The sequence below is a fragment of the Nocardia sp. NBC_01327 genome, assembly GCF_035958815.1.
GTDB lineage: Bacteria > Actinomycetota > Actinomycetes > Mycobacteriales > Mycobacteriaceae > Nocardia.
Genome location: NZ_CP108383.1, coordinates 8,705,860 through 8,728,163 on the forward strand (window position 1 = coordinate 8,705,860; position 22,304 = coordinate 8,728,163).

Genomic DNA, 22,304 nt, shown 5'->3' on the forward strand with positions numbered 1-22,304 from the left:
TACCGGCAGCCGGGGCTCTACAACCACGAAGGGTCATAGCCTTTAGATATCACCGCATTTCGGAGTTTCAGCCAGTGAGATGCGTCCTGTTCCGAGCCGGATCGTAGAGGTGCGACTGCGCGCAATCGACCGCTTCCGCCAGCGCCGGTCCGACCAGAATCACCGCCGCCTGACGCAATTGCGCCGCCTCCACGCGATCCGCGATATCGGTGAGAGTGCCTCGCAGGACCTGTTGTTCGGGCTGACTGGCCCGGTATACGACCGCCACCGGACAGCCCGGGCCGTACTCGGCGACCAGCTCCTCGGCGAGGGTTCGGATGCGCGTGACGGCCAGGTGCAGCACCAGGGTCGCGCGGGTCCGCGCGAAATTGCGCAGCGACTCCGATTCGGGCATAACGGTCGATCTCGCCTGTGTGCGCGTCAGCACCACCGACTGGACCAGTTCCGGGACCGTCAGCTCGGCGCCCAGCACCGCCGCTGCGGCGGCGTAGGCCGGAACACCGGGTGTGACATCCCAGGGGATGCCCGCGGCGTCCAGCCTGCGCTTCTGCTCGGTCAGCGCCGAATAGAGGGACGGATCGCCCGAACACAGCCGGGCGACGTCCCTGCCCACGGCATTCGCCCGGGCGCAGTGCTCGATGATCTGATCCAGATCCAGGCCCTGGGTGTCGATGAGCTCGGCATCGGGGGCGCAGTGGGCCAGCACCCCGGCATCGAGGTAGGTGCCCGCGTACAGGCAGACCGGCGACCGCCGCAGCAGCTCCACCGCGCGCACGGTCAGCAGATCCGCCGCCCCCGGTCCGGCCCCGATGAAGTGCACAGTCATGCCGCGAGTCTGGCACTGCCCGGTGCGCGAACCTCCGCAGGGGAGGTGATCGGCGAATCAGGCGGTGGCGTCGAAGTGTGCGATCACCTTGGCCGGATGCAGGCGGACAACCAGTTCGCCCGCGACGCCGTTGCGCTTGCCGAATTCCTCGGCCCGGTCCGCGCCCATATACCTGGCTCCGATGAGCGTGGCCGTACGGACGAGTTCGTCCAGATCCTCGGAGACCGTGGCCACGCCCTGGACCTGTACGTGGGGGTAGGGCGGGCCGTCCAGGTCGACGCACAGCGCCAGGCGGCTGTCCCGCGCGATCGCCTTGCCCTTGGCGGTGGCCTTACCGGTATTGAAGACGATGGTGTCGTCCTCGACGATGAACCAGACCGGCGTGACCAGCGGCCTGCCGTCGGCGGCGAGGAACGCGAGCTTGGCGGTACGGGTGCCTTCGGACAGGAATTCCCGCACGCCGGGATCCGAGAGTGAGGTCATAGGGCCACCGTAGGACGTCCGTCCCGGAAACAAGATCAACGAAACCGGGTCAGATGGCTCCGCGTTCGCGCGCCCGGGCCACCGCGGAGGTGCGGGACTTCACGCCGAGCTTGGCGTAGATGTGCACGAGATGGGATTTGACGGTGGTCTCGCTCAGGAAGAGGCGGCGGCCGATCTCGCGATTGGAGTGGCCGTCGGCGACCAGGCGCAGCACCTCGATCTCGCGCGGACTGAGCGTGGTGTCCGGCTTGCGGACCCGGGTCATGAGGCGTGAGGCCACCGACGGGGACAGCACGCTTTCGCCCTCCGCGGCCGAGCGGACGGCGGCCAGCAGCTCGGCGGGCGGAGTGTCCTTGAGGATGTAGCCGCAGGCGCCCGCCTCGATGGCGCCGAGGATATCGGCGTCGGTGTCATAGTTGGTGACCACCAGGACATTCGGCGGATCGGGCAGCTCGCGGACGGCGGCGGTGGCATCCGCACCGGACTTGCCCGGACCGAAGCGCAGATCCATGAGCACCAGATCGACCTGATGGGTGGAGCAGAAGGCGACGGCCTCCTCCGCGGTGGCGACCTCGCCGATCACCTCGATATCCGGGCCGGAATCACTTTCGGCCACACCGGAATCCAGGAGGGCGTGCAGGCCCGCGCGGACGATGGCGTGATCGTCGGCGAGCAGAATGCGGATCACGTGCTTCTCTCCTGGAAATGTCACTGCTCCTCCAGCGGGAACGAGACGGTGACCGCGGTATGGCCGGGCTCGGATTCCACATCCATGGTGCCGCCCTGCTGCTCGACGCGACTGCGCATGGCATTGAGACCGAAAGTGCCGGAAGGGGGTTGGGCGAGCACGGCCGGATCGATGCCCACGCCGTCGTCGACCACATCCAGATGCACCGCGTCACCGCCGTAGGTGAGGGTGACGCGCATGCGCTGAGCCCGGGCGTGCCGCACCACATTCGAGACCGCGCCCTGGGTGATGCGCACCAGGGCGGCCTCCATCGGCATGGGCAGGCGGTGCGGTTCGCCCTCCACCAGGATCTGGGCGTCGAGTCCGGGTGCGGTGGCGCGCTGGGCGATTCGGGTGAGCGCACCGGCCAGCGACTGGCCCTCCAGCGCGACCGGCGTGAGTTCGGCGATGAGATGGCGGGTTTCGACCAGACTGTCGGCGGCGGTCTCGCGGGCCAGTCGAATCTTCTCCAGCGCAGGGTGATCCGGGGCGGCACGCTCCACGGCGTGCAGGAGGAGCTGAATACTGCTGAGCCCCTGGGCGACCGTGTCGTGGATCTCGTGGGCCAGGCGTTCCCGCTCGGCCATCTTGCCGGCGGTGCGCTCCTGTTCGGCGAGAGTGTTTCGGGTGGCGAGCAATTCGTCGATGAGGCGCTGCCGTTCGGCGGCCTCGCGGAACAGCGCACCGTAACCGAGCCCGATGGCGACGGCGACCAGCGCGCCGAGCACCGGTCCGATCACCGCGCCCATGGTCCAGCCCTTGTGCGAGGCGTATCCGACCACCGATACGACCGTGGTGGCGGTGACGGCCAGCAGACCCCAATTGCGCGGCAGCAGATGCAGATAGAGGAAGAAGAGGCCGAACACCAGATAAACGGCGTCGGGAACGAAGGCCACCAGGCCCAGCCAGAGCACGGTCAGCGCGACCAGCCACACCCGCGCCGCGAACAGCCGGCGGCGGAACAGGCCCCCGGCGAAGTACACGCCCAGGAAGACGCCGGCCAGCACCACCACGAAGAACGGATGGGCGTCGGCGATGATCGCGCGCACCGCGACCACGATCGTCAGCGCGACCACCATCACATGCAGACCCAGCTGCATGGCGGAGAAGACGGGGGTCAGGGGCGATCGGTGCACGCCGACCAGCTTATGCCCGGCAACTCGGGCGGCATCCATCGAAAGTAGGAAACGCCGCACCTCCGTTGGCTGATCGGGTTTCGTTCCGCTGCGCGATGGTTTCCGGGGGTTTCGCAGACAGAGTGGAGTCATGTTCGTAGCACTCCGGGATCTGCGGGCCGCCCGCGGCCGCTTCCTCCTCATCACCCTGGTGGTCATGCTGGTCGCCCTGCTCGTCAGTTTTCTGAGCGGGTTGACGGCCGGGCTGGCGCACCAGAATATTTCCGCCATCCAGTCGCTGAACACGAGCACCGTGGTCTTCTCCGACAACGGGTCGGCGGCGTCCTTCGACTCCTCGACGCTGAGCCCGGAGCAGGTGTCCGCCTGGCAACAGGCCGGCGGCACCGTCGACCCGATCGGCATCAGCCGGGCCCGGGCCACCAAGGACGGCGCCTCCCCCACCCAGGTCGCCATGTTCGGCGTCGACGGCACACCCTTCGGCAATCGCGTGGCAACCGATCCCGGGCAGGTGGTGCTCTCCAAAGCCGCCGCCAAGAACCTGAATGCCGGTGCGGGCGACACCGTCATGCTGGGGTCCGGCAACTTCACGGTGCGCAGCGTCACCGATGACGACTGGTACGCGCACACCCCCGTGGTGTGGATGACGCTCTCCGATTGGCAGGCGCAGAATCCGCGGGCCGGTGCGGCCACCATTCTCGCGGTCTCCGGTGTGAGCGATACCGCCGCCGTGAACGCCGCGGCGCACACCACCACGACCTCGTCGAAGGATTCGCTGTCGGCCATGAGTTCGTACAAGGCCGAGAACGGTTCGCTGACGCTGATGACGGTCATGCTGTTCGCTATTTCGGCCCTGGTGATCGGTGCGTTCTTCACGGTCTGGACAGTGCAGCGCGCACCGGATATCGCGACGTTGAAAGCCCTTGGCGCCACGACCGGTTCGCTGGTGCGTGATGCCCTGAGCCAGGCGCTCGTGGTGCTGCTGATCGGCGTGGGCATCGGCGTCGGCCTGACCGCAGTGGCGGGCATATTCATCGGCGATGCGGTGCCATTCATCCTCAGCGTGAGCACGACCCTGTTCCCCGCTGCCGCCCTGGTGCTGCTCGGCGTGCTCGGCGCGGCCTTCGCCCTGCGCTTCCTCGCCACCACCGACCCGCTTGACGCCCTCAATCAGGCGCGCTGATCACCATGTCTCCCAGGAGTTTTGCGATGACCAATTCCCTGAAGGTCGCCGACCTCACCCTCACCTTCCCCGATGGCGCCGAGACCATCACGGCGCTCGACCACGTGAACCTGTCGGTGCGCGGCGGCGAGATCGCGGCGATCACCGGCCCCTCCGGGTCCGGCAAGTCCACGCTGCTGGCCGCCACCTCGACCCTCGTCCGTCCCGATTCCGGTCGTGTCGAGCTCGAAACAGCCTCCGGGACTGTCGATCTGGCGAAGCTCAGCCGCCGCGAAGCGACCACGGTGCGCCGCGATTCCATCGGCATCGTCTTCCAGCAGTCCAATCTGATTCCCGCACTGACCGCGCTGGAGCAGTTGGAGGCCATGGTCCATCTGGGTCAGACCTTCTTCGTCTCGCCCGCCCGGCGGCGCGAAGCCCGTTCGCACGCAAGCGAACTCCTCGCCGCGGTCGGTCTGGGCGACCACCAGAACAAGCGCCCCGCCCAGCTGTCCGGCGGTCAGCGCCAGCGGGTGAATATCGCTCGCGCCCTGATGAACAACCCGTCGCTGCTCGTCATCGACGAGCCCACCAGCTCACTGGATCAGGAGCGCGGCGCGGCCATCATCGACCTGATCGTCAGGATCGCGCGCGAGCACAATGCGGCGACCCTGCTGGTCACTCACGACCTGTCCCATATGCATCAGATGGATACCGTCTACCGCATGGTCGACGGCGTCCTGAGCTTGGAATCCGCGAAGGCCGCCGCCTGAACCATCCTCCGCCGGTTGCCCGCGCCGCCCGGTACACGAGGATGCCCGCATGGAACTCGTGACATCGCTGCCCGCCGACACCCCGCTCTCGGAGGTGGCGGCCCGGGTCCGGCGGATCGAGGACCTCGGCTTCGACACCGTGCATATCTCCGAAACCGTGCGCGACCCGTTCAGCGTGTGCACCCTCGCCGTCGAACACACCACCACGCTGACCATCCGAACCAGCATGATCGTGGCCTTCCCCCGCAGCCCGATGCTGACCGCCTACGCCGCCTGGGACCTCGCCCGCTTCTCCGGCGGCCGCTTCCAACTCGGCATCGCCTCCCAGGTCCGCGGCAACATAGTCGGCAGATACTCCACCCCCTGGACGAATCCCGTTGCACAGCTGGGTGATTACGCGGCGAGCCTGCGCGCCATCTTCACCGCCTTCCAGGACGGCGCCCGCCTGGACCACCACGGCTCCCACTACGACTTCACCCGCCTGCAGCCCTACTTCAACCCCGGCCCCCTCGACGTCCCCGCCCCCACCATCTGGATGGGCGGCGTCAACCGCCGCATGTGCGAACTGGCAGGCGCCACCGCCGACGGCTTCGTAGCCCACCCCACCGGCTCCCACCCCGCCACCCTGAACGCCCACGTCCTCCCCGCCCTGAAAGCCGGCGCCGAACAGTCCGCCCGCACCGACGGCGGCCCCCGAATCATCGTGGTCCCCAAGGCAATAACCGGCCGAGACGAAGCCGCCGTAGCCACCGCCCGCGAATCCATGCGCCGCGAACTGGCCTTCCTCTACTCCACCCCCGCCTACCGAGGCACCCTCGACCGCCTAGGCCACCCCGAAGTAGCCGACCACCTAGCCCACTCCGCCCACTCCGGCGACTGGACATCCCTCCCCCAAATCCTCACCGACAACATCATGAAAACCCTCGTCCCCCAAGCCCCCTACCCAGACCTCCCCCCACTCCTGCACTCCTGGTACGCCCACACCTGCCACGGCATCTCCCTCGACGTCCCCCCAACCCCCTCCGACGACCCCGCCTTCCGCACCATGCTCACCACCCTCCGCACCATCCCCCCACCGTAGGCATTTCATCGAGAGGGCTCTCATGGTGGCGACACGCCGACAACCGCCACCGTGAGAGCCCTCTCGATGAAGAAGTCGGACGCGAGGCGAGGGATTAGCTGTGGATGTCGGCTCCTTGGAGGTGGAGGGCGGCGTGGACTCGATCGAGGATGAGGTGCGGGTGCTGATGGAGGAGGGTGGCGCTGACTCTGATTACCTTCCAGCCCAGGGAATCCAGGATTGCCAGGCGATCGATGTCCTTCGTGCGCTGGGCTGGGTCGGTCCAGTGCTGGGCTCCGTCGTATTCGACGGCTACGCGCCAATCCCTCCAACCCATATCGAGACGCGCCACGAAGCCCCCGTACTCATCGCGCACCACCAGTTGTGTAGCGGGAGCAGGTAATCCGTCATCTACGAGAAGGAGTCGGGTGAGCGACTCCGGTGGCGATTCGGCCCCGCCGTCCACCAGCGGAATGATCGCCGCCAATCGCCGGATTCCGCGCAACCCGGGATGCCGGCGGGCCACCGCGGCGATATCGCCGGAATCGGTCCCGGTGGCGGCACAGAGCGCATCGAGGATCGGTACCGCCCGATCGCGCGGCAGCCGCCGCCCGATGTCGAACGCGGTCCGTGCCGGAGTCGTCACCCGGAATCCTTCGACCGCACAGCATTCCGACGGTTCGATAGCGTCCCGCACCACGCGGATACCCCGTGGCCCGCGACGGTGTCCGGCCCTTGCCAGTTCAGCGGGCTCGTCATCGTCGAGCCATCGGGTTCCGTGCAATGCGGCAGCGGACAGCCCCACGAGCACACCCTCGCCCTTCGCCCAGTGCGCTGCGGCCCGGGCCCGCCCCGCAGCACTGAGCACACACCCCTTCCGTAGATACACATCTGGAAAGACCCGGACGAATTCGTCCCGCAGCGCCCACGAGGAAACCAGCCCCGCCGCCACCGCCCATGACCCTGGAAAAGGGTCCTCCTCCAAAACCCCCATGCCCCAACTAATACGCCGGCCCGCGCACAGGATGACCCTCCACAGCCGCCCCTGTGGATAACTTCGGGATCGAGAATTCGGCGGGTTCGGGCTAGTTGGGTTGTGCGATGACGAGGAGGACGTGGGCGGGCTCGTCGTCGACGAGGTGCCAGCGATCGCGCATGGTGGAGGGGAAATTCACGAAGTCGCGGGGGCCCAGGCGGATCTTGCCCGCGCCGACCAGTTCGACGTCCAAGTGGCCCGAGACGACGTAAACGCCGGTGACTCCGGTCGATTCGAACCAGCCGCCGATGAATTGGCCTGGCTCCACCAGATATTCGATGACCTCGAGCGGGCTGTTCGGGCGCATATGGAGGGCGCGGCCCACGGCGGCGTCCGCGCGGTCGGCCACCGGGAGGCGCAGGCCCTCGTCGGCGCGGACCACGGTGACGCGGTCCGTGACCGGCGCTGGCAGCAGATCGCCGGGGGTGACATCCAGGGCCGACGCCAGGCGGTAGGTGGTGATCATCGAGGGTGCGCTGACGCCGCGTTCGATCTGGCTGAGGAAGGGCTGGCTGATGCCCGCACGCTTGGCGAGTTCACGCATCGACAGTCCGGACTTCTCACGCAGGTCGCGGACCACGCCGCCGACCAGCTTGGCCAGGCCCGGCTCATCCGGTTCGCCAGGTGCCACCGGTTTCTGGTTCACACAGGCCAGTGTGCCCGATCCCGGGTTACGGCGAGCGCGCGGGCATTTACATGTTCGTGACGCGAGTGAACGTTATGGCCACACAAATAGGCCAATCTGACTGCTGTCACTTATCACCCCTGCTTTACTCGGAGCGTGCCCGTTGTCGGTCCTCGAAGGCGATCCGCCTGCCACCACCACCCGTCTGGTCGAACAGCGCGGCATCGATCACATCCCGGAAGTCGAGCGCACCGGTACCGTCCGGCAGCTCGGGCTCATGTGGAGTGGAGTCATTCTCAATGTGCAGGTGGTGGTGTACGGCACCCTGCTCGTCGCCATCGGCCTGAATGTGTGGCAGGCGCTGGCGGCGGTGGCCATCGGCACCGCCACCTGGGCACTGGCCGGGTTGGCGAGCCTGCCGGGCCCGGCGGCGGGCACCACCACATTCGCGGTCAGCCGGGCGGCCTTCGGCCGGAACGGCATGCGGCCCATCGCCTTCTGCAATTGGCTACAGCAGATCGGCTACGAGGTGCTGGATCTGGTGATCCTGGTGCTCGCGGGCTCGGCCCTGCTGGATATGGCCGGCGTGCACGTCTCCGACGGCACGAAAGTCGTATTGCTGGTGGCATTCTCGGTCGCGCAGAGCCTGCTGCCGAGTCTCGGCCACGCCGCCATCACCCGGGTGCTGAACATGCTGGTGCTCCCGTTCGCGGCGCTGTTCCTGATCATGGCCTGGCTCACCGCCGACAAGCTCGACATCACCGTCGGGCACCCCGCCGGATGGTCGGCCTTCCTCGGCGGAGTCGCCCTGGCCGCCAGCGCCAGTGGGCTCGGCTGGACGCCCAATGCCACCGATTTCTCGCGCTATCTGCCGACCGCCACCCCGCGCCGGAAGGTGGTGGCCGCGGTGACTATCGGCGGTGCGGTGCCGCAGGCGCTGCTCATGCTGCTGGGCGTCGGGGTGGCAATGCTCACCGAGCAGGCGTCCGATCCGATCAGCGGGCTGCCGAGCGTGTACCCGGGGTGGTTCCTGGCGCCGTATCTGATTCTGGTTATCGCGCAGATGATCTCGCTGAACGCCATCGACCTGTACTCGTCCGGAGTCACCCTCCAAGCCATCGGACTGCGCATCGGCCGCTGGCAGGCCGTGGTGCTGGACGGGGTGATCTGTGCGGCCGTCGGGGCGATCGTGGTGTTCTCCTCGGACTTCAATACCTTCGTCAGCAACTTCCTGCTGTTCATGATCGTGTGGTTCGCACCGTGGTCCGCGATCTTCGTCGTCGATTACTTCTTCCGCCGTGGCCGCTACGACCTGGACTCGCTCGGCGAATCGGGCGGCCGCTATGTGCGGCGCGGCGGGCTGCACCTGCCGGGCGTGCTGGCCCAGCTCGCGGGCATGGTCGCGGCGCTGTGCTGCATCAATACCTCGGTGTTCGTCGGGCCGATCGCAAACCTGTGCGGCGGTGCGGATTTGAGCATTCCGGCCGGGCTGCTGGTCGGCGGTATCGCGTACTACCTCACCGCTCGCCGCGGCGTTTTTGCCGAATCCCAGTTCAGTCCAGTCGTTTCCACGCACTGAAGAGAGAGGAAAACCCGTGGGATTCCACGTACCGATCATCGACATCACGCCCTATGTGAGTGGCGGTGATGCGACCGCGCGTCGCGAGGTGGCGCGGCAACTCGACGAGGCCGCTCGCACAGTCGGTTTCATGCAGATCACCGGACATGCGGTGCCGGGACCGGTGATCGACGGATTTGCCGCCGCACTGGACGAGTTCTTCGCGCTCGACCTGGATTCGAAGAAGCAATACCGCACACCGCCGGCGATCAATCGAGGCTATTCACCGCCCAAGAGTGAAAGCCTGAGCTTGAGCCTCGGTGTGGAGTCGGCGACCCGGATGAACGACTTCTTCGAGGCCTTCAATATCGGGGCCTCGACCGCCGACTATCCCGGGCTGGATCTTCCGGCCGATGACTACGCGGAAAACCTGTGGCCGCAGCAGGTTCCACAGTTCCAAGCGCCGGTGCAGGCGTACTTCGCGGAGGCCGCCCGGGTTGCCCGCACCCTCACCCTCGCCTTCGCGGACGCGCTCGAACTGCCTGCGGGCTACTTCGGGGACTACACCGACCACTCCCTGGATGTGCTGCGGATGAACAACTACGCGCTGCCGCCGGGCACGATCGATCTCGACGGCGATCTCACCGGCATGGGTGAGCACACCGACTACGGCATAGTCACCGTGCTGTGGGCCGATCAGGCGCCGGGCCTCCAGGTGCTCGGCGCGGACGGCAGCTGGCACGATGTCCAGCCCGCCGACGGCGCGCTACTGGTGAATCTCGGCGATTTGATGGCTCGGTGGACCAATGAGCGCTGGCTCTCCACCCTGCACCGGGTGAAGCCGCCCATTGTGGACGGCGCCATCCAGCGGCGCCGCAGCGCCGCCTACTTCCACGACGGCAATATCGACGCTCTCATCGAAACGCTGCCCTCGTGTGTCGGCGACGGCAGTAGGTACGAGCCGGTGACGGTCGCCGACCACATTCGCGCCAAACTCGCGGGTTCCCGTGCCGGACAACCCAATACCAATGCCACGCGCGAGGCCGCCCGCGTCCTCGCGGCGGCCCAGCAGTCCGGAGATCGCGCATGAGCATTCCCTTTCGTGAGCTGCCGAAGGTCAGCCTGCACTGCCATCTCACCGGTTCGGTACTGCCTGAAACCGTGGCCGCGCTGGCCCGCAAGCATGGTGTGCCGATGCCGGGCGGGCGTACGGCGCAGGACCTGTACGACATCGACAGCCACGTTGATCTCGATGAATTCCTCCGGGTCTACGACATGGTCGGTCAGGTCGTCCGCGATGCCGACGACTTCCGCCGCATCACCTACGAGTCCCTGACCGAACTGGGCTCGAAACACGGTGTGCTGTATCGCGAAATCTTCGTCAGCCCGCCCGCACACCCCTACGCCGACTATCGGGTTCTTCTCGAGGGTGTCCGTGCCGGTATGCGAGAAGCCGAGCAGGACACCGGAATCGGCAGCCGAATCATTGTGGCCATCAACCGCGAGGACACCCCGGCCGCGGCCGTCGAACTGGTGCGCCAGGTGATCGAGCACCGTTGTGATGAGGTGGTCGGCATCGGGTTGGATTACGCCGAAGTCCACGGCCCACCGGAGCTTTTCCACGAGGCGTACCGACTGGCCGGTAAAGCGGGCCTGAATCGCACCGCCCACTCGGAATCCGGGCCGACCCCGAATATCGAAATCCTCCTCGATGTCCTCGGTTGCACCCGGGTCGACCACGGCTATCACGTGGTCGACAGCCCTCGCATCACCGACCGCTGCCGATCGGAGGGCATCGTCTTCACCTGCACCCCGGTGAGTTCCGATATCGGGCGCTACTCCGGCAGCGGCAATGGCAAACACGAAAAGATCGCGGCGATGGTGGAAGCAGGCCTGCGAGTCACCATCGATTCCGACGATCCGCCCATGTTCGGCACCGACCCCACAAACGACTTCGAAGTCCTGCACCGCACCCTGGGATACGACACCGACCAACTACTGGCCTTCACCCTCAATGCAGTCGAAGGGTGCTGGCTGGATGACCCCGACAAATCCGCACTACGCACCCGCGTGCAACGGCAGCTCACCCGCGCCTGACCAAGCCGACAGGTGAATACCGGCCAATAGCGACGGCATTGCACAAGCGCCCGGCACCGGTTCACGGGCGATGAAATCGCGTGTTGGAGTTGTGGTTACGTTCTCGTCATTTGAGGGGAATAGGGTGCTCTGAAATCGCGATTGCGGTAGAGGAGCGGTGTTATGCGGGAAGCGCTTCCGAGTAAGAGGCAGGTTTTGCTGGCTTGTCGGGGGACAAGTTATCCGGGGCATCCGGTACTTTGTGCGGCTCATGAGTTGACCGAGCTGCATGGGCGGCGGATGGCGGCGGCACCGGAGGTTTGTGCCGAACTCGATAGTCTGCGAAACGATTTGGTGCACACTATTGATTGCTGGGTGACCTCGCGACTACCACCGTCGCATGGGGCGGCGCGCGTGCATACGGAGACGCTCGGGGCCGTTATCGATCGGCTGGCGCAGTTGACAGCGCATGCCTATGCTGCTCTCGCACATTCCTCCGGCCGGGAATTGACCGTCGCTTGGGAAAGCCTTGCCGAATTGGCTATCGGCTATGAGGATTTGGCGTCCGAGGTATGCACCGGACGCCGCCGACTGCCGGGTGGGCATTGAGCCGGCGGCTACCGGGTGGGCAGTGAATCAGCTCGGCGGTCGATGCTGTGCGTACCAGTCCAAGAGCGACGGGTCATCGACCGCTGTGCGGGCCACTACACGGGAGGGGTCCGCGCCCTGGAAGAGCTTCTTCAGGGGCACCTCGAGCTTCTTGCCGGTGCGGGTGTGCGGAATGCCTGGGGCGGAAATGATTTCGTCGGGAACGTGGCGCGGTGAGACCTCGGCGCGGATGGCGCTGTTGATGCGCTGCTTCACCTCATCGGTGAGTTCTACGCCGGGTGCGGGCACGACGAACAGCGGCATCCAGTAGCGGCCCTCGGGGAGTTCGACGCCGAGCACCAGGGCCTCGGCGACTTCGGGGAGGGCCTCCACGGCCTGGTAGATATCGGCGCTGCCCATGCGGATGCCGTGCCGGTTCAGCGTGGAATCGGAGCGGCCGTGCACGGTGATGCTGCCGTGGTCGTTGAGGGTGATCCAGTCCCCGTGCCGCCAGACGCCGGGGAACATATCGAAATAGGCGTCGTGGTAACGGGATCCGTCCGGATCGTCCCAGAAACTGACGGGCATGGAGGGCATGGGTTTGGTGATGACGAGTTCGCCCACCTCGCCGCGGACGGGGTGGCCGGTCTCGTCCCAGGCGTCCAGCGCCACGCCGAGGTAGGGCGCGGAGAGCTCGCCGGGCCAGACGGGGACGGTGCGGACGCCACCGATGAAGGCCGAGACCACGTCGGTGCCGCCGCTGATGGAGGCGACCGGAATGTGCTCACCCACATTGTCGCGCAACCAGAGTGAGGACGACGGGGGCAGGGACGAGCCGGTGATGCCGATCAGCCGCAGCGCCGACAGATCATGGTCGCGACGCGGTACCGCACCCGCCTTGATGCAGCCGAGTACGTAACCGGGGCTGGTGCCGACCACCGTGGCTCCGACACGGGCGGCAATGGCCCACAGCGCATCCGGAGTCGGCGCGGACGGACTGCCGTCGTAGGTGACGATGGTCGCGCCGGTCAGCAGGCCCGCGACCTGGAAGTTCCACATCATCCAGCTGGGGCTGGTGTACCAGAGGAAGGTGTCGTCCCGGCCGATATCGGATTGCAGGCCAACGGATTTGAGGTGCTCCAGCAGCACTCCCCCGTGCCCGTGCACAATGCCCTTGGGCTTGCCCGTGGTGCCGGAGGAGTACAGCACCCAGAGCGGATGCTCGAAATCGACAGGAACGGTCCGGATTTCGGTGACGTGCTCATCGGGCTGCACGCTGTCCCAGGCGATGACATCCGGCAGCGAACCGCCCAGGCGTGAAACCAGCACTGTCGCAACCAGGCTCGGGAGTCCGGTGCGCAATGCCTCGATATCGGCGGTCTTATCGTGCACCTTGCCGCCGAAACGATAGCCGTCGGCGGTGACCAGAACCTTCGGCTCCAATTGGCCGAGGCGATCGAGGGCCGCCTGTGCGGAATAGTCCTGACCGCAGGCACTCCAGACGGCGCCGAGGCTCGCGGTGGCCAGGAAGGCGATCACGGCCTGCGGAATATTCGGAAGGTATCCGGCGACTCGATCGCCGGGTCCGACCCCCAGACCTCGCAGGGTGTCCGCGAAAGCCGCAGCGGTGCCGATGAGTTCGGCCCAGGAGATCTCCTCGATGCTGCCGTCCTCGTCCACGCCGAGGATGGCGGGCCGATCGGTGCGGGCCTGGCGGGAGATCTGGTCCACATAGTTCAACCGGACGGCGGGAAACCACTTCGTGCCGGGCATCTCGGTCGAGTAGAGCACCTCACCGGAGCGCTCGCCCAGCTCGAAGTAGTCCCAGACCGCGCCCCAGAAGCTCGCCAGATTGTCCACGGACCACTGCCAGAGCGACTGGTAATCCGGTACGGACTCCCCCGTGCGCTTGGCCACGAACTCCGCGAAATCGGTGATCCGCGCCCCGGCGATATCCGCCTCGGTCGGCACCCACTGTGGTTCCACCGCACTACCTCCTACGACGCGAATCCCGTGCTGCCGGCGATCTGCGCCCGCGTCACGATCCGCTCGGCATGCCGGATGACCGGCATGTCCACCATCCTGCCCTCGAAGGTGAAGACACCCCGATGGTTCGGCACCTCCGCCAAAAGTCTTTGCGCCCAGTCGACTTCCTTCGCCACCGGAGCGTAGGCCCTCCGGATCACCGGTACCTGACTCGGATGGATCGCCACCTTGGCATCGAAGCCGATGGATACCGCATCCAGCGATTCTTCCGCCAGGCCTTCCAGATCGGCGATATTCAGGAACACCGAATCGAGCGCGAACTTGCCGTACGCCTTGGCGGCCAGCAGGGACTGCGATCGCACATGCAGCGCCACATCCCGATAGCCGCCGTCGGCGTGCCGGCTCGAATTGCCGCCGAGCGCCGCCACCAGATCTTCCGCACCCCACATGACGCCGATGGCATTGCGCACCATGACCGCCCGTCCGACCGCCATGGCGCCGAGCGGTGATTCGATGAGCGCGATCACCTCATAGTCGGCCATTCGCGTAATCTGTTCGGCCGATTCACATTTGGGCAGCATGAGCCGCCGGTATTCCGTGCGCAGCAGCGCGTCCAGATCGAGCATGTGCTCGACGGTGCCCGCCGCGTTCACCCGGATCACGGTGCGCTCCGGATCCTGCGGATGGGCGATGAGCGCCTCGCGGGCGGCGGCCTTATCCGCCTCCGCCACACCGTCTTCCAGGTCGATGATCACCACATCGGCTGCGGTGGCCGCCTTTTCGAAACGCTCCGGGCGATCCGCGGGGCAGAACAGCCACGCCGGTCCGGGCATATCCCAGCTCATGCCTGCTCCGCCGGTGGACCGTCGATGGGCCGCTTGCGCACCAGGGTCTTGCGGACGGCGGTCGCCACCACATCCCCGTGCTGATTGCGGCCGGTGTGCGCGAACGTCACAATGCCCTCCCCGGGGCGGCTCTTGGATTCCCGGAGATCGGTGATCACCGTCTCCGCGTACAGCGTGTCCCCGTGGAAAAGCGGTTTGGGAAAGGCGATTTCGGAGAAGCCGAGATTGCCCACGATGGTGCCCTGCGTCAATTGCGCGACCGACAACCCGACCAGCGTGGAGAGCGTGAACATGGAGTTCACCAGCCGCTGATGGAACGGCGCCTGCGTCTGTGCGAACGCCGCGTCCAGATGCATGGCCTGGGTATTCATGGTGAGCGTCGTGAACAGCACGTTATCGGCTTCGGTAATGGTGCGGCCGGGCCGGTGCTCGTACACGACCCCGGTCTCGAACTCCTCGAACCAGAGGCCGCGCTGGACAACCCGGCGGACCTGCCGGGTGGCGGCGCCGTCAGGCACGGGCTCAGTGGTCACAGGCCCAATTCCCGCCCGATAAGCATCAACTGCACCTCCGTGGTGCCCTCGCCGATCTCCAGGATCTTGCTGTCGCGATAGTGCCGCGCCACAGCATATTCGTTCATGAAGCCATAACCGCCGAAAATCTGGGTGGCGTCCCGAGCATTGTCCATCGCGGCCTCGCTGGCGACCAGTTTGGCGATCGAGGCCTGCTTCTTGAACGGTTTGCCGGAGAGCATGAGCGCCGCCGCGTCGTAGTAGGCGGTGCGGGCCATATGCGCGCGCACCTCCATGCGGGCGATCTTGAAGGCAATGGCCTGATTGCTGCCGATGGGACGGCCGAAGGCCTCGCGGTCCTTGGCATACCGGACGCTCTCGTCCACACAGCCCTGCGCCGCACCGACCGACAGGGCGGCGATGGCAATGCGGCCCTCGTCGAGAATGCGCAGGAAGTTGGCATAGCCGCGACCGCGTTCGCCGAGCAGGTTCTCGCTCGGCACCCGCACATCGGTGAAGCTCAGCGGATGGGTGTCCGAGGCATTCCAGCCGACCTTGTTGTAGGCGGGCTCGGCCACGAAACCGGGGGTGTCGGCGGGCACGATGATCGTCGAGATCTCCTTCTTGCCGTCGGCCTGCCCGGTCACGGCGGTGACGGTCACCAGGCGGGTGATATCGGTGCCGGAGTTGGTGATGAACTGCTTGCTGCCGTTGATGATCCAGCTGTCGCCGTCCTGCACGGCGGTGGTGCGGGTGCCGCCCGCATCGCTGCCCGCGCCGGGTTCGGTGAGGCCGAAGGCGCCCAGGGCGCGACCGCTCGCGAGCAGCGGCAGCCACTCCTGCTTCTGCTTGTCATTGCCGAAGCGGTAGATCGGCATGGCGCCCAGGGAGACTCCGGCCTCCAGGGTGATGGCCACACTCTGATCGATCTTGCCGAGCTCCTCGAGGGCGAGGCACAGCGCGAAGTAATCCCCGCCCATACCGCCGAACTCCTCCGGGAACGGCAGGCCGAACAGGCCCATATCCGCCATGCCCGCGATCACCTCGTACGGGAAGCTGTGTTCGGCATCGTGTTTGGCGGCGACCGGCGCCACCACCTGATTGGCGAAATCGCGGACGGTGAGCGCCAGTTCGCGGTACTCGTCCGGCAGGGTTCCGGTGGACAGGAAGTCGGTCATGACGCGTTGCTCTCCTGGGAATCAGCGGTAATGATGCGGGCCAGCAGCTGTTCCAGCTTGACCTGGGCACCGGGTTCGACGAGTAATTCGACACGACCCGCGATGGGGGCGGTGAGCGTGTGCTCCATTTTCATGGCCTCCACGATCACGATCGGGGTACCGGCGGCCACCTCGGCGCCGGAGAGTGCGGGCACCGCGATGACGGAACCCGGCATGGGACTGGTGATTTCGGCATCACCCACATGTTCGCCGCCGCCGCGAATATCGGCGTCGGCGACCTCGCGGAGCTGGGCGACGCCGGTGGTATCGGCGACCCAGAGCTGACCGGCGGCGGCGGCGACGCGATAGCGGCTGCGCAGACCGGCCAGGGTGACGGTCAGCCCCTGGTCATCGGCTTCGGCTGTGAGCGAAGACTTTTCACCGTCGTCCAGTCGAACCGAACCCTGCTCAGGGGTTCCGGACAGCGCCACGTGCACGGTGCGGTCGCCGCCGATCAGCCGGAATACCGTGTCCGCGTGCTGCCCGACCCGCCAGCCGCTCGGTATCGTCCACGGATCGTTCGCGGTGCTCGGCCACCGGCGCAGCCAGAGATCGGTGGCCGCCGCGACGAACTGCGCATCGGTGACCGGGGCGGGGAGGAAGTCGACAGCGCGACGATCCAGCAGACCGGTATCCAGGTGTCCCGCGCGCACATCGGGATCGGCGAGCAGGAAGCGCAGGAAGTCGATATTGGCCCGCACCCCGAGAATCTGGGTATCCCGCAGCGCCGCATCGAGTTTCGTCAGCGCGGCGGCGCGCTCCGGAGCGTAGGCGATGACCTTGGACAGCATCGGGTCGTAGTCGGCGCCGACGACGGTTCCGGCACGCAGGCCCGAATCGACCCGCACGCCTTTGCCTTCCGGTTCGGTCAGCGCCAGCACGGTGCCGCCGGTCGGCAGGAAGCCGCGGCCCGGATCCTCGGCGTACACGCGGGCTTCGACGGCGTGCCCGGTGAGCTTGATGTCCTCCTGGCTGACCGCCAGCTTCTGCCCGGCGGCAATGCGGACCTGGCATTCCACCAGATCCACGCCGGTGACCAGTTCGGTCACCGGATGTTCCACCTGCAGCCGGGTATTCATCTCCATGAAGAAGAACTCGTCGGGCGTATCGGCGGAGACGATGAATTCGACAGTGCCCGCGCCGACGTAATCGACGCTGCGCGCGGTATTGCAGGCGGCCGCGCCGATCCGGGCGCGGGTCTTGGCGTCCAGCAGCGGTGACGGCGCTTCCTCGATCACCTTCTGGTGCCGGCGCTGCAGGCTGCATTCACGCTCGCCCAGGTGCAGCACCTGGCCGAATTCGTCGGCCAGGATCTGGACCTCGATATGCCTGGGGCGGTTGACGAATCGCTCCAGGAAGAGAGTGTCGTCGCCGAAAGCCGAGGCGGCTTCGCGCCGGGCGCTGGCCAGCGCCTCGGGCAGCAGGGCGGGGTCCTCCACCCGCCGCATGCCCTTACCGCCGCCGCCGGCGGACGGCTTGACCAGTACCGGATAACCGATATCCGTTGCCGCCTCGATCAATTCGGCATCGGTGAGGCCGGGGCGCGCGATACCGGGCACCACCGGGACACCGTAGGCCGCGACCGCGTTCTTGGCGGTGATTTTATCGCCCATGACCTCGATGGCCCGGGTAGGCGGGCCGAGGAAGACGATGCCCGCCTGCTCGAGCGCCGCGGCGAAGGCCGGATTCTCCGACAGGAAGCCGTATCCCGGGTGCACGGCCTGCGCTCCGGAGCGCTCGGCCGCCGCGACGACCTTGGCGATATCCAGGTAGGACTCGCGGGCGGGAGCGGGTCCGAGTCGTACGGCGACATCCGCCTCGTGCACGTGGCGGGCATGCACATCGGCATCGCTGTACACCGCGACCGAGCGAATTCCCATGGCGCGCAGGGTGCGAATGACCCGCACGGCGATCTCACCGCGATTGGCGACCAGCACCGTATCGAAGGCGACGGGGTGTGCTTTGTTCATCATCTCGATCACATCCGGAAGACGCCGTAGGAGACCGGCTCCAGCGGCGCCTGCGCGCACGCCGAAAGAGCCAGTCCGACAACTGTTCTGGTATCGGCCGGGTCGATGACGCCATCGTCCCAGAGCCGCGCCGTCGAATAGTAGGGATTGCCCTGCGCCTCGTACTGGTCGCGAATGGGAGCCTTGAAGGCCTCCTGATCCTCGGGCGACCAGGGCTTGCCGGTGCTGTCGAGCTGATCGCCTCGCACCGTCGCCAGCACGGACGCCGCCTGCTCACCACCCATGACGGAGATGCGGGCATTGGGCCACATCCACAGGAAGCGCGGCGAATACGCGCGCCCGCACATGGAGTAGTTGCCCGCGCCGTAGGAGCCGCCGATGACCACGGTCAGCTTGGGCACCCGGGCGCAGGCCACCGCGGTGACCATTTTCGCGCCGTGCTTGGCGATGCCGCCCGCCTCGTAATCGCGGCCGACCATGAAGCCGGTGATGTTCTGCAGGAACAGCAGCGGGATCTTGCGCTTGTCGCACAGTTCGATGAAATGCGCGCCCTTCATGGCGGATTCGCTGAACAGCACGCCGTTATTGGCCACGATGCCGACCGGGTGGCCGTGGATATGGGCGAAGCCGGTGACCAGGGTGCGGCCGTATTCGGCCTTGAATTCCTGGAATTCGCCGCCGTCGACCATGCGGGTGATGACATCGCGCACGTCGTAGGGCGTCCGAAGGTCAACGGGCACAATGTCGTACAGCTCGTCCTGATCGGCGATGGCATCCACCGTCGGCCGGACCTCCCACGGGGTCGGCGTCTTCGGGCCGAGGGTGGCGATGATCGTGCGCACGATGCGCAGGGCGTCCTGATCGCTCTCGGCCAGGTGGTCGACCACACCCGAAGTGCGGGCGTGCAATTCGCCGCCGCCCAGATCCTCGGCCGTGACCACCTCGCCGGTGGCTGCCTTCACCAGCGGCGGACCGCCCAGGAAGATGGTGCCCTGATTGCGGACGATGATCGTCTCATCACTCATGGCGGGGACGTACGCGCCGCCCGCGGTGCAGGAGCCCATGACGGCGGAGATCTGCGCAATCCCCTTGGCGCTCATATTCGCCTGGTTGTAGAAGATGCGGCCGAAGTGCTCGCGGTCCGGGAAGACCTCGTCCTGCTTGGGCAGGAAGGCGCCGCCGGAGTCGACCAGGTAGATGCACGGCAGATTGTTCTGCAGCGCCACCTCCTGCGCCCGCAGATGCTTCTTGACGGTCATCGGGTAGTAGGTGCCGCCCTTGACCGTGGCGTCATTGGCAATGATCACGCATTCCCGGCCGGACACCCGGCCGATGCCGCCGATTACGCCCGCGCCCGGGCATTCGTCCCCGTACAGACCGGTGGCCGCCAGGGGCGAGAGCTCCAGGAAGGGCGAGCCCGGATCGAGCAGTTGATCCACCCGCTGACGTGGCAGCAGCTTGCCGCGGGCCAGATGACGCTCACGCGCCTTCTCCGGTCCGCCCAGCGCGCTCACCGCCAGACGGTCGCGCAGCTCCTCGACCAGCGCGCGGTGCGCGGCCCGATTGCCGGTGCGTACCTCCTCGGTGACCGTCATTCGCTCCGCCTCTCCGCGCGGGCCATCCGGCCCATTCGGTTAATCACCAATAACTGGAATTTAAGATAATCTGCACTAACCGAGTTGTCCAGGACCGAGGAAGGGAGACCACGGTGACCAGCAGCGACACCGTCGCCCCGACGCGGCGCGAACAGCTCAAAGCGCAGCGCAGGCAGCAGTTGCTGGATGCGGGAGCGCGGCTCATCGCCGATCGCGGTTTCCTGGGGATGCGTCTCGATGACCTGGGTGCGGCCGCGGGCATCAGCGGCCCGGCGGTCTACCGCCACTTCCCCAATAAGGAAGCGCTCTTGGTCGAGCTGCTGGTGGGCATCAGTCAGCGGCTGCTCGACGGCGGCCGAGCGGTGGCAGCCGAGGCCCCCACGCCCGCCCGAGCGCTCGATGCCCTCATCGACTTCCACCTCGACTTCGCCCTGGGCGAGCCCGAACTCATTCGCATCCAGGACCGCGACCTGGAAAACCTCCCCGACTCGGCCCGCCGCCAAGTCCGCCGCACCCAGCGCCAGTACGTAGAAGTCTGGGTAGCCGTCCTCCGCGACCTCTACCCCGCCCTCCCAGAGGCCACCGCCCGAGTCCAAGCCCACGCCACCTTCGGCCTGATCAACTCCACCCCCCACAGCGCCCCCGCCGCAACGGCCACCCGCGCCCGCCCGGTCCTGCGCCGCATGGCTTTAGCCGCCCTCGGCTGACCGCGTCCCCGTCATCCCGGCATGCCCACCCTCGTCATCCCGGCATGGTTTGGCCGGGATCCACTCAGGCCGCGCAAGTCTCAAGGGTGTGGATCCCGGCCAAAAGCGCGCCGGGATGACGGGGGTGGCGTTCAATTCTGTTGGGCGGCTGTGGATTTGCGAGCGGTGGCGAGGATTGCGGCGACTGTGGGGTCGGATTCCGCCGCTTCGGCGAGGGCTGCGGTGAGGGTTTCCTCGTAGCTGGGGCTCGCCTGCTGGTAGCGGGTGCGACCGGCGTCGGTGAGGACGGTGTAGACGCCGCGTTTGTCATCGGGGCAGAGGTCTCGGTAGGTGAGGTCGGCGGCATTGAGGCGCATGACGAGGCGGGTGACCGAGCTTTGGTTGAGACCCAGTTTCGCGGCCAGGTCCTGCATGCGGAGTTCGTTGTCGGGGGCCTCGTCGAGGAAGACGAGGGCCCGGTATTCGGAAAGACCCAGGCCGTGGCTGCGCTGCAGCGCGGCGGTCAGGCGGGTTTCGACGTGGGCGTGCAGGGTGAGCATGCGGTTCCACATCTGCGGATCGCCGGCCACTGCGGTGGGGCTGACACGGGATGGCATGGGACTCCTCGATTCCTCCGGGCGGGGGTTGACATGAGTTTACTTGTACATGCATGCTTCTTGCTACAAAGAACTTGCATATACATGCAACTACTTGATCAGGAGTCTCCCATGGCATGGGTTTATTTGCTGATCGCTTCGGTGTTCGAGGTGGTATTCGCCTTGGGCACCAATGCGACACAGGGTTTCACGGTGCTCGGACCCTCGGTGCTGACCGCGCTGGCCGCGGCGGGCGGGATCTTCTTCCTGAGCCTGGCGCTGAAATCGCTCGATGTGGGTGTCGGCTACACCGTATGGACCGGGATCGGTTCCGTGGGCACGGTCATCCTCGGGTCGATCGTCTTCCACGAGGCGGTGACGCCCGCGAAGGTGGCGGCCTTCGTGCTGATCATCGGCGGCGTGCTCGGCCTCAAGGTCGCCGACAAGCTCGCCACGTCGAGCGCCGCCTGATTCCCCTTCAACACAACAGCTTCCAAGGAGTGCCGTCATGGCTTGGGGTTATCTGCTCATCGCCGCCGTATTCGAAATCGCGTTCGCACTGGGAACCAATGCCACCAAGGGGTTCACCCGCCTGTGGCCGTCGGTGTTCACCCTGCTGGCCGCGGCGGGCGGGATATTCATGTTGAGTCTGGCGTTGCGGACGCTGGATGTCGGTGTGGGGTACACGGTCTGGACCGGGATCGGATCGATCGGCACGGTCGTGCTCGGCGCGCTGATCTACAAGGAGAAGATCACCGTGCCGAAGCTGATCTCGTTCGCGGCCATCATCGCGGGCGCGATCACCCTGCGCATTGCCTCGGGCGGATAGCCGATCGCCTCGGGCGGATAA

23 protein-coding genes are annotated in these 22,304 nt (G+C 66.6%); 10 read left to right on the forward strand and 13 right to left on the reverse strand.

Features of this window, described 5'->3' with window-relative positions:
* Positions 1-67: 67 nt before the first annotated feature.
* From cobM to OG326_RS40045, 4 genes are read right to left on the reverse strand one after another with little or no spacing between them, the layout of a single operon-like run.
* Complete coding sequence (gene cobM / locus OG326_RS40030) at positions 68-826, reverse strand: precorrin-4 C(11)-methyltransferase (RefSeq protein ID WP_327142290.1); 759 nt, start codon at positions 824-826, stop codon at positions 68-70.
* A gap of 57 nt (positions 827-883) precedes the next feature.
* Positions 884-1,309 carry a PPOX class F420-dependent oxidoreductase gene (locus tag OG326_RS40035; protein WP_327142291.1) on the reverse strand — a complete coding sequence of 142 codons (426 nt, stop codon included), beginning with the start codon at positions 1,307-1,309 and terminating at the stop codon, positions 884-886.
* Positions 1,310-1,358: 49 nt separating this feature from the next.
* Positions 1,359-1,997, reverse strand: a complete 639-nt coding sequence (locus tag OG326_RS40040) for a response regulator transcription factor (RefSeq protein ID WP_327146745.1) — start codon at positions 1,995-1,997, stop codon at positions 1,359-1,361.
* A gap of 20 nt (positions 1,998-2,017) precedes the next feature.
* Positions 2,018-3,172, reverse strand: a complete 1,155-nt coding sequence (locus OG326_RS40045) for a sensor histidine kinase (protein ID WP_327142292.1) — start codon at positions 3,170-3,172, stop codon at positions 2,018-2,020.
* A gap of 130 nt (positions 3,173-3,302) precedes the next feature.
* On the opposite strand from OG326_RS40045, the gene OG326_RS40050 reads away from it, so the two are divergent.
* Genes OG326_RS40050 through OG326_RS40060 form a run of 3 tightly spaced genes read left to right on the forward strand, consistent with a single transcriptional unit; the run spans position 3,303 to position 6,185 of the window.
* A complete protein-coding gene (locus tag OG326_RS40050; RefSeq protein ID WP_327142293.1) occupies positions 3,303-4,352 on the forward strand; it encodes an ABC transporter permease in 1,050 nt (349 codons plus the stop codon).
* 26 nt (positions 4,353-4,378) lie between these two features.
* On the forward strand, positions 4,379-5,104 hold the full coding sequence (locus tag OG326_RS40055; protein ID WP_327142294.1) for an ABC transporter ATP-binding protein: 726 nt from the start codon (positions 4,379-4,381) through the stop codon (positions 5,102-5,104).
* A 49-nt stretch (positions 5,105-5,153) separates the two neighbouring features.
* Positions 5,154-6,185, forward strand: a complete 1,032-nt coding sequence (locus OG326_RS40060) for an LLM class flavin-dependent oxidoreductase (RefSeq protein ID WP_327142295.1) — start codon at positions 5,154-5,156, stop codon at positions 6,183-6,185.
* Positions 6,186-6,279: 94 nt separating this feature from the next.
* Here the strand turns inward: OG326_RS40060 and OG326_RS40065 are convergent, their stop codons facing one another.
* Positions 6,280-7,032: a DUF559 domain-containing protein gene (locus OG326_RS40065; protein WP_327142296.1), complete on the reverse strand. Its 753-nt coding sequence runs from the start codon at positions 7,030-7,032 to the stop codon at positions 6,280-6,282.
* A 217-nt stretch (positions 7,033-7,249) separates the two neighbouring features.
* Positions 7,250-7,846 (reverse strand): helix-turn-helix domain-containing protein, encoded by a 597-nt coding sequence (locus OG326_RS40070; protein WP_327142297.1) that lies wholly within the window; start codon positions 7,844-7,846, stop codon positions 7,250-7,252.
* A gap of 142 nt (positions 7,847-7,988) precedes the next feature.
* Here OG326_RS40070 and OG326_RS40075 point away from each other — a divergent pair, with 142 nt between their 5' ends.
* The 4 genes from OG326_RS40075 (at position 7,989) to OG326_RS40090 (ending at position 12,068) form a co-directional block, all read left to right on the forward strand.
* Entirely contained in the window at positions 7,989-9,404 is a 1,416-nt protein-coding gene (locus OG326_RS40075) for a purine-cytosine permease family protein (protein ID WP_327142298.1), read from the forward strand.
* Positions 9,405-9,420: 16 nt separating this feature from the next.
* On the forward strand, positions 9,421-10,473 hold the full coding sequence (locus OG326_RS40080; RefSeq protein WP_327142299.1) for an isopenicillin N synthase family dioxygenase: 1,053 nt from the start codon (positions 9,421-9,423) through the stop codon (positions 10,471-10,473).
* Complete coding sequence (add, locus tag OG326_RS40085) at positions 10,470-11,480, forward strand: adenosine deaminase (protein WP_327142300.1); 1,011 nt, start codon at positions 10,470-10,472, stop codon at positions 11,478-11,480. Before OG326_RS40080 ends, add begins: the two co-directional genes overlap by 4 nt.
* Positions 11,481-11,759: 279 nt before the next feature.
* On the forward strand, positions 11,760-12,068 hold the full coding sequence (locus tag OG326_RS40090; protein ID WP_327146746.1) for a DUF4254 domain-containing protein: 309 nt from the start codon (positions 11,760-11,762) through the stop codon (positions 12,066-12,068).
* A gap of 27 nt (positions 12,069-12,095) precedes the next feature.
* On the opposite strand, the gene OG326_RS40095 is transcribed toward OG326_RS40090, so the two are convergent.
* Genes OG326_RS40095 through OG326_RS40120 form a run of 6 tightly spaced genes read right to left on the reverse strand, consistent with a single transcriptional unit; the run spans position 12,096 to position 20,172 of the window.
* The gene (locus OG326_RS40095; protein ID WP_327142301.1) at positions 12,096-14,033 is read right to left on the reverse strand and encodes an acetoacetate--CoA ligase; all 1,938 of its coding nucleotides are present in this window, start codon (positions 14,031-14,033) and stop codon (positions 12,096-12,098) included.
* A gap of 11 nt (positions 14,034-14,044) precedes the next feature.
* The gene (locus OG326_RS40100) at positions 14,045-14,878 is read right to left on the reverse strand and encodes an HpcH/HpaI aldolase/citrate lyase family protein (protein ID WP_327142302.1); all 834 of its coding nucleotides are present in this window, start codon (positions 14,876-14,878) and stop codon (positions 14,045-14,047) included.
* On the reverse strand, positions 14,875-15,411 hold the full coding sequence (locus OG326_RS40105) for a MaoC family dehydratase (RefSeq protein ID WP_327142303.1): 537 nt from the start codon (positions 15,409-15,411) through the stop codon (positions 14,875-14,877). Before OG326_RS40105 ends, OG326_RS40100 begins: the two co-directional genes overlap by 4 nt.
* Complete coding sequence (locus tag OG326_RS40110; protein WP_327142304.1) at positions 15,408-16,568, reverse strand: acyl-CoA dehydrogenase family protein; 1,161 nt, start codon at positions 16,566-16,568, stop codon at positions 15,408-15,410. Before OG326_RS40110 ends, OG326_RS40105 begins: the two co-directional genes overlap by 4 nt.
* Positions 16,565-18,580: an acetyl/propionyl/methylcrotonyl-CoA carboxylase subunit alpha gene (locus OG326_RS40115; protein WP_327142305.1), complete on the reverse strand. Its 2,016-nt coding sequence runs from the start codon at positions 18,578-18,580 to the stop codon at positions 16,565-16,567. Before OG326_RS40115 ends, OG326_RS40110 begins: the two co-directional genes overlap by 4 nt.
* A 5-nt stretch (positions 18,581-18,585) precedes the next feature.
* Positions 18,586-20,172 carry a carboxyl transferase domain-containing protein gene (locus OG326_RS40120; protein ID WP_327142306.1) on the reverse strand — a complete coding sequence of 529 codons (1,587 nt, stop codon included), beginning with the start codon at positions 20,170-20,172 and terminating at the stop codon, positions 18,586-18,588.
* 113 nt (positions 20,173-20,285) lie between these two features.
* Here OG326_RS40120 and OG326_RS40125 point away from each other — a divergent pair, with 113 nt between their 5' ends.
* Positions 20,286-20,879, forward strand: a complete 594-nt coding sequence (locus OG326_RS40125; protein ID WP_327142307.1) for an SACE_7040 family transcriptional regulator — start codon at positions 20,286-20,288, stop codon at positions 20,877-20,879.
* A gap of 131 nt (positions 20,880-21,010) precedes the next feature.
* Here OG326_RS40125 and OG326_RS40130 read toward each other — a convergent pair whose 3' ends face one another.
* The gene (locus OG326_RS40130) at positions 21,011-21,475 is read right to left on the reverse strand and encodes a MarR family winged helix-turn-helix transcriptional regulator (RefSeq protein WP_327142308.1); all 465 of its coding nucleotides are present in this window, start codon (positions 21,473-21,475) and stop codon (positions 21,011-21,013) included.
* 111 nt (positions 21,476-21,586) lie between these two features.
* On the opposite strand from OG326_RS40130, the gene OG326_RS40135 reads away from it, so the two are divergent.
* A complete protein-coding gene (locus OG326_RS40135) occupies positions 21,587-21,925 on the forward strand; it encodes a DMT family transporter (protein ID WP_327142309.1) in 339 nt (112 codons plus the stop codon).
* Between the two features lie 37 nt (positions 21,926-21,962).
* The gene (locus OG326_RS40140; protein WP_327142310.1) at positions 21,963-22,283 is read left to right on the forward strand and encodes a DMT family transporter; all 321 of its coding nucleotides are present in this window, start codon (positions 21,963-21,965) and stop codon (positions 22,281-22,283) included.
* The last annotated feature ends 21 nt before the right edge of the window (positions 22,284-22,304 follow it).